This window comes from Brevundimonas sp., assembly GCF_036400995.1.
In the GTDB taxonomy this organism is placed as follows: domain Bacteria; phylum Pseudomonadota; class Alphaproteobacteria; order Caulobacterales; family Caulobacteraceae; genus Brevundimonas.
Genome location: NZ_DASWWG010000043.1, coordinates 1 through 17,590, shown reverse-complemented (window position 1 = coordinate 17,590; position 17,590 = coordinate 1). Strand labels below are relative to the sequence as shown.

Genomic DNA, 17,590 nt, shown 5'->3' with positions numbered 1-17,590 from the left:
CGACGGACGCCGCGCCGTCCGCCTGCGCCGCGCCGCGCCGCCGCCGGGGCCGCTGCTGGACCTGCCCGAAAGCGCCGCCCAGGAGCGGGAGCGCCGCCGCGAGCCGGAGGTGAAGGCCGTCGAACGCGTCGTCGAGAAGGTGATCGAGCGCGATCGCACCCGCCGAAAACTGCCGGACCGCCGCAAGGGCTATATCCAGAAGGCGGCCGTGGGCGGACACAAGGTCTACATCCACACCGGCGAGTACGAGGACGGCGAGCTCGGCGAGATCTTCATCGACATGCACAAGGAAGGCGCCGCCTTCCGCAGTCTGATGAACAATTTCGCCATCGCGATCTCGATCGGCCTGCAATACGGCGTGCCGCTGGACGAGTTCGTGGACGCCTTCGTCTTCACCCGCTTCGAGCCCGCGGGCCGGGTGACGGGCAATGACTCGATCAAGTCGGCGACCTCGATCCTGGACTACATCTTCCGCGAGCTGGGCGTGTCCTACCTGGACCGGCAGGAGCTGGCCAATGCGGACGCCGGGACCGGAGACGGCCTGGGCGGCGGCGACGGCGAAGCGCCCGAGACGGTGCCCGCGGCCCGGTTCATCTCCAAGGGCTTCGCGCGCGGCGCGGCGCCGGACAATCTGGTCGTCCTGCCGTTCGGCCAGAAGAAGGACGGCGCCCCCGTCCCCTCGCCGACCGTGGCGAACGAAGCCACGGCCTGCCCCGCCTGCGGCGACTTCGCCCTGCAGCAGCGCGGTGCGGGATGGGTCTGCGACACCTGCGGCTCCGCGCCTTCCATGCAGGGTTAATCAACGAATTGCTGTCACGCTCGACGGGCTCACACGAGCGCCGGAGCCTGAGATGAAGCTGTTCGTCACCGTCGCCGCCCTGTCGGTCGCGCTCGCCGCCCCCGCCTTCGCCCAGAACGCGGGCCAGATCGCCAGCGTCCAGCGCGGCGCCAGCTGCCCGGGCTGCAACCTGTTCCAGGCCCCTCTCTCCGGCCTCGAGCGCAACGGGCTGAACCTGACCGGCGCCCGGCTGCGACAGGCGGACCTCAGCCTGTCGGTCATGAACCGCACCCGTTTCGCCAACGCCGACCTGCGCGACGTCGAGGCCTACGGCGGCGTCTTCTCCAGTTCGAACTTCTCGGGCGCCAACCTGACCAACGCCAGCTTCGTGGGCGCCTACCTGGACGGCGCGGCTTTCGGCGGCGCGACCCTGACCGGCGCCAACTTCTCGGGCGCCTCGCTGGAGCGGGCGACCGGCCTGACCCAGGCCCGCCTGAACCAGGCCTGTGGCGATGAGGCGACGAAGCTGCCGCGGGGCCTGTCCATTCCCCGCTGCTGATCGGCCACCGACGTTACGACGATTTAAGTAGGGTTCTAAGTGGTTTGGCGGCATGAAGGTGTCGTGAAACAGATTGCCGACTCCCTCTTCCGTCGCTTCCTGGCCACCGGCGTCGCCGGCGCAGCCACGCTGGCGGCCCTGTGCGCGGCCTCGCCCGCGACGGCGAGCGAGCTGACCATCCAGTTCCAGGACCGCGACGTCGCCCGCATGGTCTCGCTGGGCGGCTCCTGCAACCGCTGCGAACTGTCGGGCCGCGATCTGGCCGGGGCGGCCTTCACCGGCGCCAGCTTCACCAACGCCACCCTCGTGGGCGCCAATCTGCGCGGCGCTGAGCTGGTCGGCTCCAACTTCGCCGGCAGCGACTTCAGCCGGGCGGACCTGACCGGCGCCGAACTGGTCGCCGCCAACTTCACCGGCGCGAACTTCACCAGCGCCAATCTGACCGGCGTGTCGGCCACCGGCGCGACCCTGGTCCGCGTCCGCATGGACCGCGCCGTCGCCCCCGGGGCCGAGCTGAACGGCGCGAACCTGAACGGGGCGGTGCTCAGCAACGCCAACTTCTCCGGTGGCGAACTGAACGGCGCCACCCTGGCCAACACCAACTCCCGCGGCGCCAACTTCAACAGCGCCGAGGTCAGCATGTCGAACCTGTCGAACGGCGACTTCCGCAACGCCTCCTTCCGGGATGCGGAGCTGAACGGCTCGCGGCTGACCGGCGGCCAGTTCGACGGGGCCAACTTCTCCGGCGCGAGCCTGAACCGCACCGACATCCGCGGCGCCGACCTGTCGGGCGCGCGGGGCCTGACGCAGGAGGCCGTCGGCCGGGCCTGCGGCGACGCCAACACCCGCCTGCCGGGCCGCCTGACGGCCCGCGTCTGCCGGGGCATCTCGGGCGTCCGCGTGACCCCTGCCCCGCCCGCGCCCCCGGCCCCGCCGGTGCCGCCGCGGCAGCGCAATTTCGTCGTCGCCAGCGGCCACTGACCCAGCAAAAAGGCCCTCGCGGAAACGAGGGCCTTTTCTTTTATCTACAGTGACTTGTAGCCGCCATCACACCTTGATCGGCAGGGCTGTGCGGATGTGGACGTCCTTCAACTGACGCTCCTGGGCCTCGGTCGGGGCGTTCATCAGCAGGTCCTCGCCCTGCTGGTTCAGCGGGAAGGCGATGACCTCGCGGATGGCCGTTTCGCCGGCCAGCAGCATGACGATGCGGTCGATGCCGGGGGCCAGACCGCCGTGCGGCGGCGCGCCGTAGCGGAAGGCGTTCAGCATGCCGCCGAACTGCTCCTCGACGACCGAGGCGTCATAGCCGGCGATGCCGAAGGCCTTGAGCATGATCTCGGCCTTGTGGTTCCGGATCGCGCCCGAGCACAGCTCATAGCCGTTGCACACGATGTCGTACTGGTAGGCGCGGATGGTCAGCGGGTCCTGGGTCTCCAGGGCCTCCAGACCGCCCTGCGGCATCGAGAACGGGTTGTGCGAGAAGTCGACCTTCTTCTCTTCCTCCGACCACTCGAACATCGGGAAGTCGACGATCCAGCAGAATTTGAACTGGTTTTCGTCGACCAGCTTCAGCTCCGTACCCACGCGGGTGCGGGCCAGGCCGGCGAATTTGGCGAAGGCGCCCGGGTTGCCGGCGACGAAGAAGGCGGCGTCGCCCTGGCCCAGACCCAGCGCGGTCATCAGGGCCTCGGTCGGCTCCTGACCCAGGTTCTTGGCGATGGGGCCGCCCCAGGCGTTCTGGTCGTCCGACCAGAAGATGTAGCCGAGGCCCGGCTGGCCTTCGCCCTGCGCCCAGGAGTTCATGCGGTCGCAGAAGGCGCGCGAGCCGCCGGTCGGGGCCGGGATGGCCCACACGGCGTTCTTCTCGTCGGCCGCGAGGATCTTGTTGAACAGACCGAAGCCGCCGTCGCGGAAGTGGTCCGAGACGACCTGCATCTTGATGGGGTTGCGGGTGTCCGGCTTGTCGGTGCCGTACCAGGCCATCGATTGGGCGTAGGTCAGGCGCTCGAAGCCGCCGTGCTCGAACTGGTCGCCGAAGTCGTTGGTGAAGGTGTGCTTGCCGTTGATCGGCGAGACCGGCTTGCCCTCGGCGAACTCCTCGAACACGCCGTGCATGACGGGCTCGATGGCGGCGAAGACATCCTCTTGCGTGACGAAGCTCATCTCGACGTCGAGCTGGTAGAATTCCAGCGAACGGTCGGCGCGCAGGTCCTCATCGCGGAAGCAGGGCGCGATCTGGAAATAGCGGTCGAAGCCCGAGACCATCAGCAGTTGCTTGAACTGCTGCGGGGCCTGCGGGAGGGCGTAGAACTTGCCCGGGTGCAGGCGCGACGGCACCAGGAAGTCGCGCGCACCTTCCGGCGACGAGGCCGTCAGGATCGGGGTCTGGTACTCCAGGAAGCCCTGGCCGACCATGCGCTGGCGGATCGACGAGATCACCTTCGAGCGCAGGACGATGTTCTTGTGCAGACGCTCGCGACGCAGGTCGAGGAAGCGGTTCTGCAGGCGGATTTCCTCCGGGTACTCCTGATCGCCGAAGACCGGCATCGGCAGTTCGGCGGCTTCCGACAGGACTTCGAGGCCCTGGACGCGGACTTCCACTTCGCCGGTCGGCAGCAGCGGGTTCACGGTCGAGGCGTCGCGCATGACGGCCTCACCGTCGATCCGGATGACGCTTTCGGCGCGCAGGCGCTCGACGATGGCGAAGCCCGGGGTCGAGGGGTGCAGCACCAATTGGGTGATGCCGTAGTGGTCGCGCAGATCGACGAACAGCAGGCCGCCGAGGTCGCGCTTGCGGTGCACCCAGCCCGACAGGCGGACATTGGCGCCGGCGTCCGAGGAACGGAGGGCGCCGCAGGTGTGGGTGCGATAGGCGTGCATGGTCGGTTCGTTCTGGATTCGGGCCCGCGAAGGGCGGAATTCGGGAGGGGCGGAAAGGCGCATTATCCCCCCTGAAAGTCAAGGTGCGGGCGGGTTCCGGAGGGGCGCCGAACCCTGTCATCCGGAAAAACGCGAAACCCTGCCATGTCGAGACTCCCGACACATCGGGCGGCGCGGGATGGGGATGTCAAAGACCGTGAGAAACAGGATGGCATGCCGATGCGTCAGAAATGGACGTATGTCACCAAGCTCCCTCTCCCACGGGGGAGAGGGCGGGGCCCGCCGACGCAGTCGGTGGGAGGGTGTGGGGCCAGGGCGTCTGGATTTCGAGCCGGGAGGCGGGGCTGGGCCGATGCGGGCGGCAGACCGTGCAACCCCACTCCCTCCCACGCCTGACGGCGCGGGCCCCTCCCTCTCCCGCTGGGAGAGGGTGCAGCATGGCAGGGTCACACGACACGATTTGGCAGGGTTGGACGGTGTCGGGAGTGTCGCATCCGATCCACAGACCGCGCCGTTCCGTCCACGGACAAAGCCTCCCGAGCAGTCGCAGGAACGCCGCATCTGCTATGGTGAACGGGATGACGACCCGCCTGCCCGCCTTTGACCAGATGCGTCTGCCCCTCCAGAGCGACCTGCCGGAGGGCCCGGACAGCTTTGTGGTGTCGGACTGCAATCGCGCCGCGGTCGAGGCGCTGGCGGACTGGCCGAACCTGATCGGCGGCGTGATGGCCGTCTGCGGCCCCCCGGGGAGCGGCAAGAGCCGTCTGGGGCAGATGTGGGCCGAACGCGTGGGCGCCGTCGCCTTCCACGGCGGCGAGGCGGCGCTGATCGATCCGCTGGAGATCGAGGGCCGTCCCGTCCTGCTGGACCGCGCCATGGACGCCGACGACGAGACCCTGTTCCACCTGATCAACCTGGCCCAGCTGCCCGGCGGCGCCATGCTGATGATCTCGCGCCCCGCCCCGTCGGCCTGGGCGGTCGAGTTGCCCGACCTGCGCTCGCGGCTGGACGCCGTCCGGAGCATTCCTGTGGAGGCGCCGGACGACGCGGTGCTGGCCGCCATGCTGGAGACCCGCTTCGCCGAACGCGGCATCCGCCCGGCGAAGGACGTCGTCCCCTATCTGCTGCGCCGCATCGACCGCTCGGCCGCCGCGGCCGAGGCCGTGGTGGACCGCCTGAACGCCCTGCACCGCCCCGTCACGCGGGCGCTGGCGCGCGAGGCGCTGGAGGGCGGGGATGAGAGCGGGGAGTTGTTCGGGTGACCAAACACCGACACTGATAAAGCTTGGCGAAACGCAGACTGTCTGAACATCCTCGATCGGGGACGCGGATGCTTTCCGTGAGCCCACGACGCGACTATCGCAGTCGCACCACAGGGGTTGGTACGCAGATGTGGCCTTTCGGGAAGAACGTCAAAGCAAGCAAATCCTCCACCGCCCCGAACGGCTGGCGTGCAATCCATGTCGGCTTTGAAGGCGACGGGGTGAGCATCGGTGGACTGGAGGTCTGGAGGCAGAAATGGCGAGCCGCCGGCCTCTCGGTTGAACTTCCGCATCCAGCCTATCCGAGCCAGGTTCACCACCTTTTCGTCTACGACATAGGCGAGCCAGCGCACTCGGTCCGGTTTGCCGCCGGTGAGCTGTCCAATGGAGTTTGGGGCTTTTACGTTCCCGCCTAGGGCCGTCACGGGCAAGGAGCAGACTGTCATCCAGGTGTCACCCCCGTTCAGGCCGGGTTCATGGCGCAAGTCCCAGTCTGCGATCCTCAGTCGGGTCCCGCAGAGGAGACGCAAGATGAAGATGACCAAGCCCCTGATCGCCGGTCTCGCCGGTCTGATGGCCCTGTCGGCGCCGATGGCCGCCTCCGCCCAGTCGTGGCGCGGCGACCGCGACCGTGACGGCCGCTACGAGCGCTGGGAGCGCCGCGAGGATCGTCGCGACTATCGCGAGGACCGCCGCGACTACCGCCGCTGGGAACGCGAGCAACGCCGCGAATACCGCCGCTGGACCCGTGGCCAGACCATCCCTCGCGACTATCGCAGCCGCTGGTACGTCCGTGACTATCAACGCTACGGCTATCGCGCCCCGCCGCGCGGCTACGGCTACTACCGCACCGACACCGGTGACGTGGTGCTGGCCGCCATCGCCACCGGCGTGATCATCTCGCTGCTGTCGAACTAAGGCGCGGCGGTTGAGTGAAAAGAGCCCGCCCGGAGCGATCCGGGCGGGCTTTTTATGTCCTCCACGTTGCGGAGCAATGGGGAGGTGGCGCGGCGCAGGTCTGCGCCGTGACGGAGGGGGCGGCTCCGGCGGAATGGAATTGGCGGCACATCGGCAAACGCCGGCGCCGCCCCCTCCACCACCCGGGCTAAGTCGCCCGGGCGGTCCCCCTCCCCATCGCGAACCGCGACGGGGAGGTTAAAGCCCCAGCTTGGCCTTCAGGATGTCGTTGACCGCGGCCGGGTTGGCCTTGCCGCCGGTGGCCTTCATGACCTGGCCGACGAACCAGCCGATGGCCTGGGGCTTCTCGGCGACGGCGGCGGCCTTGTCCGGGTTGGCGGCGATGATCTCGTCCACGGCCTTCTCGATGGCGCCGGTGTCGGTCACCTGCTTCAGGCCGTGCTTCTCGACGACCTCGGCGGGCGAGCCCTCGCCGTTCCAGACGTGGTCGAAGACTTCCTTGGCGATCTTCGACGAGATGACGTTCGTCTCGATCAGCTCGACCAGCTGGTTGACGTGGGCGGCGGGCAGCGGGTTCTCGCTGAACTCCTTGCCGTCGGCGGTCAGGCGGGCCGACAGCTCGTTGGTCACCCAGTTGGACACCAGCTTGGCGTCGCGCCCCTTGGCGGCTTCCTCGAAATAGTCGGCCTTGGCCTGATCCGAGATCAGGACCACGGCGTCGTATTGCGACAGGCCGTACTGGCTCATCAGGCGGCGGCGCTTCTCGTCAGGCAGTTCCGGCAGGTTGGCCTTGATCTCGTCGATCCAGGCCTGCTCCAGCTCGAGCGGCAGCAGGTCGGGGTCGGGGAAGTAGCGATAGTCCATCGCCTCTTCCTTGGAGCGCATCGAGCGGGTTTCGCCGGCGTTCGGATCATAGAGACGGGTCTCCTGATCGATCTTGCCGCCGTCCTCGATGATCTCGATCTGGCGGCGCGCCTCATACTGGATGGCCTGCGAGATGAAGCGGAACGAGTTGACGTTCTTGATCTCGCAACGGGTGCCCAGGAAGCTGAAGTCGCCCGTTTCCTTGAACTTGTCGTAGTTGCCCGCGCGGCAGACCGAGACGTTCACGTCGGCGCGCAGATTGCCCTTCTCCATGTCCCCGTCACAGGTGCCCAGGTACATCAGGATGGTGCGGATCTTCTTGACGTAGGCGACGGCCTCTTCCGGCGAACGGATGTCCGGACGCGACACGATCTCCATCAGGGCGGTGCCCGCGCGGTTCAGGTCGACGAAGGATTCGGTCGGCGACAGGTCGTGGATCAGCTTGCCCGCGTCCTGTTCCAGGTGCAGGCGCTCGATGCCGACGTTGAAGAAGCTGCCGTCCTCGGCCTCGACCTCGACCACGCCCTCGCCGACGATCGGGTAGAAGAGCTGGCTGATCTGATAGCCGGTGGGTAGGTCGGGATAGAAGTAGTTCTTGCGGTCGAACTGGCTGCGCAGATTGATCTGCGCCTTCAGGCCGAGGCCCGACTTCACCGCCTGCTCGACGCAGTGTTTGTTCAGGGTCGGCAGCATGCCGGGGAAGCCCGCGTCGACCAGCGACACCTGCTCGTTCGGACCCGCGCCGAAGCCGACGGCGGCGCCGGAGAAGAGCTTGGCCTTCGAGGCCACCTGGGCGTGGATTTCCAGCCCCATGACGATTTCCCAATCGCCGGTGCGGCCCTTGATGGTCTTGGTAGTCGAAACAGTGTCGGTCATGCGGTCCAGATGGCCTACCGGCCCCGCGCGGTCAAGAAATCGACGGGTTGAAATCGCCCGGCGACGCGGCCTTTCGACGGATCGGCGGGCCTGTTGCGTTGATAGAGGATCGCGAACCGACCCGAGGCCCTCCATGACCCGCTCCGGACCGCTGGACGCCGCCCTCGCCCTGACCCGTTTCGGCCTGGGCGCCCGGCCGGGCGAGATCGCGACGGCGGCCCACGATCCGCGGGGCTGGCTTGAGGCGCAGGCCCGCCCCGGGGGCGCGCCGACGCCGCCCGGGACCTTCGAAACCTCCGAGCAACGGGTCGAGAGCTATCAGGCCTATCTGGGCGAGGCGCAGCAGGCCCGGACGGCCCGACGGGAGGCCGCGCCGCAGCCCGCCATGGCGGACGGCCAGCCGCCCCGGGACGAGACCGCGCAGGCCGCCTTCGACGCCCGCCGCGACAGTCGCCGCGATCTGGTGCAGGACACCGCCCGGGCGTTTCTGGCCCGGGCCCAGCTGGGCGCGACGACCGACGCCGGATTCGCCGAGCGCTGGACCCTGTTCTGGGCCAACGCCTTCACCGCCTCGGCGGCCAAATTCCAGGCGGCGGTGTTCATCGACCAGTACGAGCGGGAGGCGATCCGTCCGCACGTGTTCGGCCGGTTCGAGGCGCTGGCGCTGGCGGCGGAAAGCCATCCGGCCATGCTGCTGTACCTCGATCAGGCCCAGTCGGTCGGGCCGAACAGCCCCGCCGGCGAGCGGCGGCAAGCGGGGCTGAACGAGAACCTGGCCCGGGAAATCCTCGAGCTGCACACCGTCGGCGCCGACGGCGGCTACACCCAGGCCGACGTCACCGAGTTCGCCCGGGCCCTGACCGGCTGGTCGCTGCCGCGCCGGGCGGGCGGCGCGGGGCGTGGTCGCCGGGCGGCGATGCGCGCGGGACAGCCGGGCGAGAACGGCTTCTCCTTCCTGCCCTTGGTCCACGAGCCGGGCGAGCGCACCGTGATGGGGCGGCGTTATCCGGGCGGCGGGGTCGAACAGGGCCGCGCCATCCTCGCGGACCTCGCCAACCGGCCCGAGACGGCCCGCCGCCTGGCCCGCAGGATCGCCGCCCATTTCGTCGCCGACGACCCCTCCCCGGCCCTCGTCGGCGCGCTGGAGCAGGCGTGGACGCGATCGCGAGGGGATCTGGCGGTAGTCGCAAGGACGCTCGCCACCCATCCGGACAGCTGGGCGCCGGAGGCCCGCAAGGTGAAGACGCCCTATGAGTTCGTGATCTCGGCCCACCGGGCCATGGGCACGCGGCCCCAGCGGGCGCCGCAGCTCCAGCAGGCGCTGACGGCGATGGGCCAGCCCGCCTGGGCCGCGCCCTCGCCCGAGGGCTGGCCCGACACCGCCGCCGACTGGGCCGGGCCGGACGCGCTGGTGAAGCGGCTGAACTGGGCCAAGACCGTGGGCGACCTGATGAGCGCCGCCGACGCCGTGACCATGGCCCAGGACGCGCTGGGCGCCAGGCTGGGCGAGCGCAGCCGCCAGTTCATCGCCCGGGCCGAAAGCCGCTCCGAAGCCGTCACCCTGTTCCTCATGTCGCCGGAGTTCCAACGCCGATGACCGACCTGTCGATGAACCGCCGCCTGCTGCTGGGCGGCTCCGTGGCCGGGATCGGCCTGGCCTTCGCCGGGCAGACGCGAGCGCAGACGCGCGGGCCCAGGCCCAAGCTGGTCGTCATCGTGGCGCGCGGAGCCATGGACGGGCTGTCCGTCACCGTGCCGACGGGCGATCCGAACTATCGCGCCCTGCGCGGCGGGCTGGCGATCGACGATGTGCTGGCGATGCGGGACGGCTTCGGCCTGCACCCCGCCCTGCCCGGCCTGAAGGCGATGTACGACGCCGGCCAGCTGCGCTTCGCCCCGGCGGCGGCGATCCCGGTGCGGGTGCGCTCGCATTTCGATGCGCAGGACGTGCTCGAGAACGGCGGCGAGGCCTTGCGGCAGGCCAACGACGGCTGGCTGAACCGGGCTCTGGTCGCCGCGGGCGGCGGGGCGTTCAAGGGCCTGTCGGTCGGGGCCCAGACGCCCCTGATCCTGCGCGGCGCGGCCGTGACCTCCAGCTGGGCGCCCGGCGGTCAGGTGAAGGGCGAGGACCGGATCGCCTCCCTGCTGCAGGACCTCTATGTCGACGACCCGCTGTTGCAGGGCAATCTGGCGCGCGGGCTGGAGACCGAGGCGATGGCCGCCGAGGCGGGCGGGACCTCCCTGCGCCGGAATGACGTCAACGGGCTGGGCCAGACGGTGGCGCGGCTGATGACCGGCGAACAGGGCGCGGACGTCGTCGCCCTCGGCATTGACGGCTGGGACACCCACGCCCGTCAGAACGGGCAGATGCAGACCCGGCTGACCGGGCTGGATCAGGTCATCGGCGGCCTGCACGACGGACTGGGCGACCAGTGGGCCAATACGGTGGTGGTGGTCGCGACCGAGTTCGGGCGGACGGCGCGGGCCAACGGCACGCAGGGCACCGACCACGGCACCGGCTCGTCCCTGCTGGTGGCGGGCGGGGCGCTGAAGCCCGGCGGCCTGATCGGCGACTGGCCGACGCTGGCCGACAACCGGCTGTTCGAGGGCCGGGACCTGGCGCCGACCATCGACGTCCGCTCGGTGTTCAAGGGCGTGCTGCGCGACCATCTGGGCGTGGACCGGGCGGCGCTGGACAGCCGGGTCTTCCCCGGCAGCGCGGCCGAGGCGCCGACGCTGGACGGGCTGGTCTGAGCGCGGCGCGGCCGCGATCGCGGCGGCCGCCCCGTCCGGCTCAGAAGGCGAACTTGATCGCCGCCACCAGCGTGGAGTCGAAGCCGTCGCCGAACTCATGGGCGTCGGTGTCGTGATACCGCAGATCGAACGAGGCCTTGGGCGTAAGGGCATAGGTCGCGCCCAGGTTCCAGGTCGTATAGTCGCCGCTGGAGGCGGCGACGGTCTGGCGGGCGACCGCCCCGCCGACGGTCCACTTGGCGGTGACCGGCGTGCTGGCCGCAACCTCGTAGTAGACGGCGGACTCGTCCGTACCGAAGAAGTCGTCGGTGGCGTAGATCGATCCGGTCACCGTCGCGCGACCGACCGCGGCGGTGAGGGCCGCCTTGAGCTCGACCGTGTCGTAGTCGGTCCCGTCCGGCGCGCCGATGTAGCCGTACCGCACGGCGCCGACGTCGAGGGTCAGGGTGTCCGAGACCTTGCCCGACCAGCCGGCCCAGACGTCGTATTCGGCGTCCGTGCCCTCGTTGAAGTCGACGTTCTCCGCCCCGGCGCCGACGTAGAAGCCGTTGGCGAAGGTGGCCTGACCGGTGACGAAGGCGGCGGGATTGCGATCGGTCTGGCTGACGCCGCGCCAGACATAGTCCGTGGCCCCGGTGACGCTGAACGACCAGTTGACGTCGTCCTGGGCCTCGGCCGGCGCAGCGGCTGCGAGGGTGATCGCGGCCATGGCGGCGGAGGCGAAGACGGTGGTGCGAGAGAGAGAGGACATGGTTTCCTGCCTTGTGATGTGATTGGGCGCGCAAGAAGGGACGCCCGCGCGCCGGGGGCGGTACGCATGGCTCCGCCGAGCACCGGAACGGTGTCGTGGAAGCGGTACTGAAGGGATCCCGAAAAGGCGGGCGGGCTGTCCGATGTTGCGCGCAGCCCGCCCGTGGGAGGCGACCGCCCCGGGGCGGGGGCGGTCTTCGGGAGAGACGGTGGGCGGATCGTCGAGGACGATCCGCCGAAGTGCGTCAGAAGAAGCCGAGCTTGTCCGGGCTGTAGCTGATCAGCAGGTTCTTGGTCTGCTGGTAGTGGTCCAGCATCATCCGGTGGTTCTCACGACCGATGCCGGACTTCTTGTAGCCGCCGAAGGCCGCGTGGGCCGGGTACTGGTGATAGCAGTTGGTCCAGACGCGACCGGCCTGGATGGCGCGACCGGCGCGGTAGGCCGTGTTCATGTCGCGGGTCCAGACGCCGGCGCCGAGGCCGTACTCGGTGTCATTGGCGATCTCGATGGCTTCCTCGAGGGTCTTGAAGGTCGTGACCGCGAGGACCGGACCGAAGATCTCTTCCTGGAAGATGCGCATGTCGTTGCGGCCCTTGAAGACCGTCGGCTTGACGTAATAGCCGCCCGACAGGTCGTCCTGCAGGACCGCCTGCTCGCCGCCGGTGAGGACTTCCGCGCCCTCCTCCTTGCCGAGCTGGAGGTAGCCGAGGATCTTGTTCAGCTGCTGGTTCGAGGCCTGGGCGCCGACCTGGGTGTTCGGGTCCAGCGGGTCGCCCTGACGGATCGCCTCGACCCGCTCGATCGCCTTCGCGATGAAGGCCTCGTAGATGTCCTCATGCACCAGCGCCCGGCTGGGACAGGTGCAGACCTCGCCCTGGTTCAAGGCGAACATGGCGAAGCCTTCCAGCGCCTTGTCCAGGAAGGCGTCGTCCTCATCCATCACGTCCTTGAAGAAGATGTTCGGCGACTTGCCGCCCAGCTCCAGGGTGACCGGGATGATGTTCTGCGTGGCGTACTCCATGATCTTCTGGCCGACGGCGGTCGAGCCGGTGAAGGCGATCTTGGCGATGCGCGGATTGGTGGCCAGCGGCTCGCCGACCTCCGGACCGGTGCCCGAGACGATGTTCAGCACGCCGGCGGGGAGCAGGTCCTGGATCAGTTCGGTGACCAGCAGGATCGAGGCCGGGGTCTGCTCGGCGGGCTTCAGCACGATGCAATTCCCCGCCGCAAGCGCCGGAGCGATCTTCCAGGCGGCCATCAGGATGGGGAAGTTCCACGGGATGATCTGGCCGACGACGCCCAGAGGCTCGTGGAAGTGATAGGCGACGGTGTCGTTATCCAGCTCGGAGATGCCGCCTTCCTGCGCGCGGATGCAGCCGGCGAAGTAGCGGAAATGGTCGACGGCCAGCGGGATGTCGGCGGCCAGCGTCTCGCGCACCGGCTTGCCGTTGTCCCAGGTCTCGGCCTCGGCGATGGCCTGCAGGTTGGCCTCGATGACGTCGGCGATCCTGTTCAGGATCACGGCGCGCTGGGCGACCGAGGTCTTGCCCCAGCTGTCTTTCGCCGCATGGGCGGCGTCCAGCGCCAGCTCGACGTCGGCCACGTCCGAGCGAGCCACCTCGCACAGGACGCGGCCATTCACCGGGGAGGTGTTCTCGAAATAGCGGCCGTTCACCGGAGCGACCCAGCGTCCGCCGATGAAGTTGTCGTAGCGCGCCTTGAACTTCGGGGTCACGGCGCGGATGAATTCGGGCTTGGTCAAAAGAGCCTCCTTGTTTCCTCGGGCGCCGGTTGTCGGCGTCGTTGGATCGGAGACTTGGCCCGGGGCGCGAAGGCCGCCAGAGCCCCGGCTCATGCTGCGGCGCACACCTGTCGCAAGGTTGCGACAGACCGTTGGTCAGTGAGCGTCGGAACCGAGACCGAGCCGGTTGAGCTTGCGGTGCAGCGTGGCGCGACTGACCCCCAGCGCCCGCGCGGCAGCCGAGACATTGCCGCCGTTCAGGGCCAGCGCCCGACGCACGGCGCCGCGTTCGGCCTCGATCAGGTCGGCCTCGACCGAGCCGGCGCCCAGCACCTCGGACGCCGCCAGCTGGCCCGCGATCCGCTCGTCGGTGATCGACAGGGCCAGCCGGGCCGCACGCGTGGCGCCGACGACCAGATCGTGCCGGTCGACCGCCAACAGGGCGGCGGTGTTGCGCTCGGCCGCGTCGCCGGCCAGCACGATGCGGGCGTCGGCGAAGGCCTGCCGGAAGGTCTGGGCCTCGATGGCGCGGGCGGCGTCCGCCACGGCGGCGGCGATCAGACCCAGCATGCTTTCGGTCGCGTCGGCGCGCGCCGACGACACATCCAGCAGCCCCGCCAGTCGGCCCCGCGGATCGTGAATGGGGTGGCTGGTGCAGCTCAGCGCCGTATTGCGGGCGTGGAAATGCTGGTCCCGGTGGATGGTCAGCGGGCGATGCTCGGCCAGCGCCGTGCCGATGCCGTTGGTGCCCTCGACGGCCTCGGACCAGACGGCGCCGGGCCACAGGCCCCACGCCCGGAAGGTGTCGTCATCGACGGCGGCGCCGCGCCGCTCGACCGGCACCCCGTCGGCATTGGTCAGCAGGACGCAGCAGCCGGTGTCGCCGACGGCCAGAAACAGGCGATCCAGCACGGGCTGGGCGGCGCGGGTCATCGGCTCCATCGCCTGACGCGCCTCGCGCAACTGCTGTTCGGTCAGGGTCTGCACCCCGCCCCGGCTTTCCGGATCGAGGCCGTGCAGGGTCAGCGAGCGCCGCCACGACGCCGCCAGCGCCGACCGGGCCGGGCCCGCGCCGTCGTCCAGCACCTGCTTGATCAGGCTGCCGTGATCGTTTCCTCGCCGTTCGCTCACTGTCGTCTCCGAGCGTTTTTCGGAGAGGATAGGACGCCGGTCCGGGGCCGAGGTCAAATCAGGGGCGGAAGACGGGCGGGCGGGGTTTGGGGATAGAGCGCCGTCTTGAGCCCTCTCCCCGCGGGAGAGGGAGGGGCCCGCCGACGAAGTCGGTGGGAGGGTATGGGGCTACCCCCTTGGCGATCATCACCTGCTCCCGAATAGCCGCAACCACGGTGTGCAAAGCCCCCGTCACCTGATCATTCGGGAACCGCAGAACAAACCAGCCGAGCGCCTCGATATTCTTTTGGCGGTGGTAGTCGTCGAGTTGTTGCCGATCATCGTCGTGGATCCCGCCGTCCAGCTCGATCACCAGACGCAGAGAAAGGCAGGCGAAATCGACGAAGTATGGGTCGATGGCGTGTTGCCGCCGAAAATGCAGGCCGTCGAGACGGTGAGCGCGCAAGGATTGCCAGAGGATGGCCTCGGCATAGGTCTGGCGTTTGCGCAGGCTACGGGCGCGACGGGTCCGGGTTGTGCGATCCGTGGCTGCCCCCTCCTCGCGGAAAGGTAGCGCAAGTCAGGAACACTTCCAAAAGAAGAATTCGAACCTCCCTCTCCCATTGGGAGAGGGAGGGGCCCGCCGACGTAGTCGGTGGGAGGGTGTGGGCATGAGGAGGGTGGGAGGTTTGGAGCAAGCATAAGGGCGGATGGAGTCACGCGCGCTTCGGAACGTAACCCCACACCCTCCCACGCCTGCGGCGTGGGCCCCTCCCTCTCCCGACGGGAGAGGGAACTTACTTACCTACCACCACTTGTTCGGACGCGCCGTGAAGCCCGCGGCCTGTTCCAGCACGTCGGCGACCTGGAAGACGGTCGCCTCGTCCAGCGCCTTGCCGATGACCTGAAGGCCGAGCGGCAGGCCGCCGGAGTCGACACCGGCGGGGACCGAGATGCCCGGCAGGCCCGCGAGGTTGGCGGTGACGGTGAAGACGTCGTTCAGGTACATCGTCACCGGGTCGATCTGCTTGTCGCCGAGAGCGAAAGCGGCCGACGGGGTCGACGGGGTCAGGATGGCGTCGACGCGGTCCCAGACGTTGTCGAAGTCCTGGGCGATACGGCGGCGGACCTTCAGCGCCTTGACGTAATAGGCGTCATAGAAGCCGGCCGAGAGAACGTAGGCGCCGATGGTCAGGCGGCGCTGGACTTCCTTGCCGAAGCCCTCGGCGCGCGAGGTTTCGTACAGGTCGGTCAGCGACTTCGCCTCTTCGGCGCGATGGCCGAAACGCATGCCGTCGTAGCGCGCCAGGTTCGAGGAGGCCTCGGCCGGGGCGACGATGTAGTAGGTCGGCAGGGCGTATTTGGTGTGCGGCAGGCTGATCTCGACGATCTCGGCGCCGGCGGCCTTGAGCCACTGGACGCCCTGATCCCACAGGGCCTGGATCTCGGCGGGCATGCCGTCGACGACGTATTCCTTGGGCACGCCGATGCGCAGGCCCTTCACGCCCTTGCCGAGCGACGTCGTCCAGTCCGGGGTCTCGACGTCGAGGCTGGTCGAGTCCTTCAGGTCGAAGGAGCACATGGAGCGCAGCAGGATGGCGGCGTCTTCCACCGTCTTGGTGATCGGCCCGGCCTGATCCAGCGACGAGGCGAAGGCGACCATGCCGAAGCGGCTGGCGCGGCCATAGGTGGGCTTGATGCCGACGGTGCCCGTGAAGGCGGCCGGCTGACGGATCGAGCCGCCGGTGTCCGAGGCGGTGGCCGCCAGGCACAGGTCGCCGGCGACGGCCGAGGCCGAACCGCCCGACGAACCGCCCGGGGTCAGCTCGGCGTTCGAGCTGGACGACTTCCACGGGTTGACGACCGAGCCGTAGGCCGAGGTCTCGTTCGACGAGCCCATGGCGAACTCGTCCATGTTCAGCTTGCCCAGCATGACCGCGCCGTCCGCCCACAGGTTGGCGGTGACGGTCGACTCATACGGCGGGACGAAGCCCTTGAGCATGTTGGAGCCGGCGGTCGTCTGGACGCCGTCGGTGCAGAACAGGTCCTTGATGCCCAGCGGCGCGCCTTCCAGCGCCCCGCCCTCGCCTTTCGCCAGACGGGCGTCCGAGGCGCGGGCCATCTCCAGCGCCTTGTCGGTCGTCTGGACGACGTAAGCGTTCAGCTTCGGGTTCGCCGCGTCGATGTTGGCGACGAAGGCTTTCGTGATCTCTTCCGAGGAGAAGTCGCGGGCCTTGAGGCCGTCGAGGGCGGCCTTGAGGGTCAGTTTGGTCAGGTCGGTCATGGCTTACTCGACCACCTTGGGCACGACGAAGAAGCCGTCCGCCGACTTCGGGGCGTTCGACAGGACCGCGTCCACCTTGGCGCCGTCAGTGACGACGTCGTCGCGCAGGCGCAGGGGCTGGGCCACGTTCGAGGTCATGGGCTCGACCCCGTCGACGTCGACCTCATTCAGCTGTTCGATCCACGCCAGGATGCCGTTCAGCTCCTGGGCCAGCGGCTCCAGCCGCTCTTCGGGGGTCTTGATGCGAGCGAGGTGCGCCACCTTGCGCACGGTCGCGACGTCGACGGCCATGCGGCCCTCCAAATGCGAAACCTGAGCCGGCGGGATTAGCGGCCCGGGCCCGGATTCACAAGGATTCCGACGCGGTTTCCCACCGGAAGCGGATGCTTATCGTCCCGGAGCGACCGTCACCGCCAGAGGCGGCCCGTCCTCGGCGCCGGGCGTCCAGCCGATGATCAGGCGCCGTTCTCGGCTGGTGATCCGGCCCGTCGCCTCGTCCATCACGCTTTCCTCGACCTTCAGATCGACCCGGCCGGGGCTCTCGGACAGCACCTCGTAACCAAGGAAATCGCCGATCCGGTAGACCGCCCAGCCCTCCGCCGGCGAGAGGTAGAAGGCGATGTGGGTGTAGAGGCCGTTCATCGCCGGATCGCCGCCCGCCGTGCCGAACAGCTTGACCGTCGCCTGTCCCTGCCTCGTCAGTTGATCCAGACTGACGACCGCGGCGGCGGTCTGGTCGTCCGGCGCGGTCGAAAAGGCCAGGGGCGCCGCCGGGCCCGTGGCGGTCAGCGGCGGCGCGGACGGCGTGGCCGC

Annotated in this window: 15 protein-coding genes and 1 pseudogene; 7 read left to right on the top strand and 9 right to left on the bottom strand. The window is 69.1% G+C overall.

Annotation, left to right across the window (positions count from 1 at the left end):
• From VGE03_RS06165 to VGE03_RS06155, 3 genes and pseudogenes are all read left to right on the top strand, one after another.
• Window positions 1-799: pseudogene (locus VGE03_RS06165) on the top strand (TSCPD domain-containing protein); the annotation flags it as partial.
• Window positions 800-851: 52 nt separating this feature from the next.
• Window positions 852-1,337 (top strand): pentapeptide repeat-containing protein, encoded by a 486-nt coding sequence (locus tag VGE03_RS06160; protein ID WP_331045597.1) that lies wholly within the window; start codon window positions 852-854, stop codon window positions 1,335-1,337.
• Window positions 1,338-1,400: 63 nt separating this feature from the next.
• Window positions 1,401-2,318 (top strand): pentapeptide repeat-containing protein, encoded by a 918-nt coding sequence (locus tag VGE03_RS06155; RefSeq protein WP_331045596.1) that lies wholly within the window; start codon window positions 1,401-1,403, stop codon window positions 2,316-2,318.
• A gap of 66 nt (window positions 2,319-2,384) precedes the next feature.
• Here the strand turns inward: VGE03_RS06155 and aspS are convergent, their stop codons facing one another.
• On the bottom strand, window positions 2,385-4,217 hold the full coding sequence (gene aspS / locus VGE03_RS06150) for an aspartate--tRNA ligase (protein ID WP_331045595.1): 1,833 nt from the start codon (window positions 4,215-4,217) through the stop codon (window positions 2,385-2,387).
• Window positions 4,218-4,795: 578 nt separating this feature from the next.
• Here aspS and VGE03_RS06145 point away from each other — a divergent pair.
• A complete protein-coding gene (locus tag VGE03_RS06145) occupies window positions 4,796-5,479 on the top strand; it encodes a chromosomal replication initiator DnaA (protein WP_331045594.1) in 684 nt (227 codons plus the stop codon).
• 531 nt (window positions 5,480-6,010) lie between these two features.
• Window positions 6,011-6,397, top strand: a complete 387-nt coding sequence (locus tag VGE03_RS06140; RefSeq protein ID WP_331045593.1) for an RcnB family protein — start codon at window positions 6,011-6,013, stop codon at window positions 6,395-6,397.
• A 237-nt stretch (window positions 6,398-6,634) separates the two neighbouring features.
• On the opposite strand, the gene gatB is transcribed toward VGE03_RS06140, so the two are convergent.
• Window positions 6,635-8,137, bottom strand: coding sequence for an Asp-tRNA(Asn)/Glu-tRNA(Gln) amidotransferase subunit GatB (gene gatB / locus VGE03_RS06135; RefSeq protein ID WP_331045592.1), 1,503 nt, complete (start codon window positions 8,135-8,137; stop codon window positions 6,635-6,637).
• Window positions 8,138-8,270: 133 nt separating this feature from the next.
• On the opposite strand from gatB, the gene VGE03_RS06130 reads away from it, so the two are divergent.
• Together VGE03_RS06130 and VGE03_RS06125 are read left to right on the top strand one after the other, a co-directional pair.
• On the top strand, window positions 8,271-9,734 hold the full coding sequence (locus VGE03_RS06130) for a DUF1800 domain-containing protein (RefSeq protein WP_331045591.1): 1,464 nt from the start codon (window positions 8,271-8,273) through the stop codon (window positions 9,732-9,734).
• Window positions 9,731-10,891, top strand: a complete 1,161-nt coding sequence (locus tag VGE03_RS06125) for a DUF1501 domain-containing protein (RefSeq protein WP_331045590.1) — start codon at window positions 9,731-9,733, stop codon at window positions 10,889-10,891. The genes VGE03_RS06130 and VGE03_RS06125 overlap by 4 nt, the downstream gene beginning before the upstream one ends.
• Before the next feature lie 40 nt (window positions 10,892-10,931).
• Here the strand turns inward: VGE03_RS06125 and VGE03_RS06120 are convergent, their stop codons facing one another.
• From VGE03_RS06120 to VGE03_RS06090, 7 genes are all read right to left on the bottom strand, one after another.
• Window positions 10,932-11,642, bottom strand: coding sequence for a TorF family putative porin (locus VGE03_RS06120; RefSeq protein WP_331045589.1), 711 nt, complete (start codon window positions 11,640-11,642; stop codon window positions 10,932-10,934).
• A gap of 244 nt (window positions 11,643-11,886) precedes the next feature.
• A complete protein-coding gene (locus VGE03_RS06115) occupies window positions 11,887-13,404 on the bottom strand; it encodes an aldehyde dehydrogenase family protein (protein WP_331045588.1) in 1,518 nt (505 codons plus the stop codon).
• Window positions 13,405-13,539: 135 nt separating this feature from the next.
• Window positions 13,540-14,514 (bottom strand): GAF domain-containing protein, encoded by a 975-nt coding sequence (locus VGE03_RS06110; RefSeq protein ID WP_331045587.1) that lies wholly within the window; start codon window positions 14,512-14,514, stop codon window positions 13,540-13,542.
• A 58-nt stretch (window positions 14,515-14,572) separates the two neighbouring features.
• Entirely contained in the window at window positions 14,573-14,974 is a 402-nt protein-coding gene (locus VGE03_RS16540) for an endonuclease domain-containing protein (protein WP_414644899.1), read from the bottom strand.
• Window positions 14,975-15,298: 324 nt separating this feature from the next.
• On the bottom strand, window positions 15,299-16,777 hold the full coding sequence (gene gatA, locus VGE03_RS06100; protein WP_331045585.1) for an Asp-tRNA(Asn)/Glu-tRNA(Gln) amidotransferase subunit GatA: 1,479 nt from the start codon (window positions 16,775-16,777) through the stop codon (window positions 15,299-15,301).
• Window positions 16,778-16,780: 3 nt separating this feature from the next.
• Window positions 16,781-17,068 (bottom strand): Asp-tRNA(Asn)/Glu-tRNA(Gln) amidotransferase subunit GatC, encoded by a 288-nt coding sequence (gene gatC, locus VGE03_RS06095; RefSeq protein WP_141626729.1) that lies wholly within the window; start codon window positions 17,066-17,068, stop codon window positions 16,781-16,783.
• Between the two features lie 96 nt (window positions 17,069-17,164).
• On the bottom strand, window positions 17,165-17,590 hold a 426-nt coding region (locus tag VGE03_RS06090; protein WP_331045584.1), incomplete at its 5' end, for a hypothetical protein.

Coding starts and splice junctions, on each gene's coding strand:
- VGE03_RS06160 (WP_331045597.1), top strand. CDS start 852: ATGAAGCTGTTCGTCACCGTCGCCGCCCTGTCGGTCGCGCTCGCCGCC.
- aspS (WP_331045595.1), bottom strand. CDS start 4,217: ATGCACGCCTATCGCACCCACACCTGCGGCGCCCTCCGTTCCTCGGAC.
- VGE03_RS06145 (WP_331045594.1), top strand. CDS start 4,796: ATGACGACCCGCCTGCCCGCCTTTGACCAGATGCGTCTGCCCCTCCAG.
- VGE03_RS06140 (WP_331045593.1), top strand. CDS start 6,011: ATGAAGATGACCAAGCCCCTGATCGCCGGTCTCGCCGGTCTGATGGCC.
- gatB (WP_331045592.1), bottom strand. CDS start 8,137: ATGACCGACACTGTTTCGACTACCAAGACCATCAAGGGCCGCACCGGC.
- VGE03_RS06130 (WP_331045591.1), top strand. CDS start 8,271: ATGACCCGCTCCGGACCGCTGGACGCCGCCCTCGCCCTGACCCGTTTC.
- VGE03_RS06125 (WP_331045590.1), top strand. CDS start 9,731: ATGACCGACCTGTCGATGAACCGCCGCCTGCTGCTGGGCGGCTCCGTG.
- VGE03_RS06120 (WP_331045589.1), bottom strand. CDS start 11,642: ATGTCCTCTCTCTCTCGCACCACCGTCTTCGCCTCCGCCGCCATGGCC.
- gatA (WP_331045585.1), bottom strand. CDS start 16,777: ATGACCGACCTGACCAAACTGACCCTCAAGGCCGCCCTCGACGGCCTC.
- gatC (WP_141626729.1), bottom strand. CDS start 17,068: ATGGCCGTCGACGTCGCGACCGTGCGCAAGGTGGCGCACCTCGCTCGC.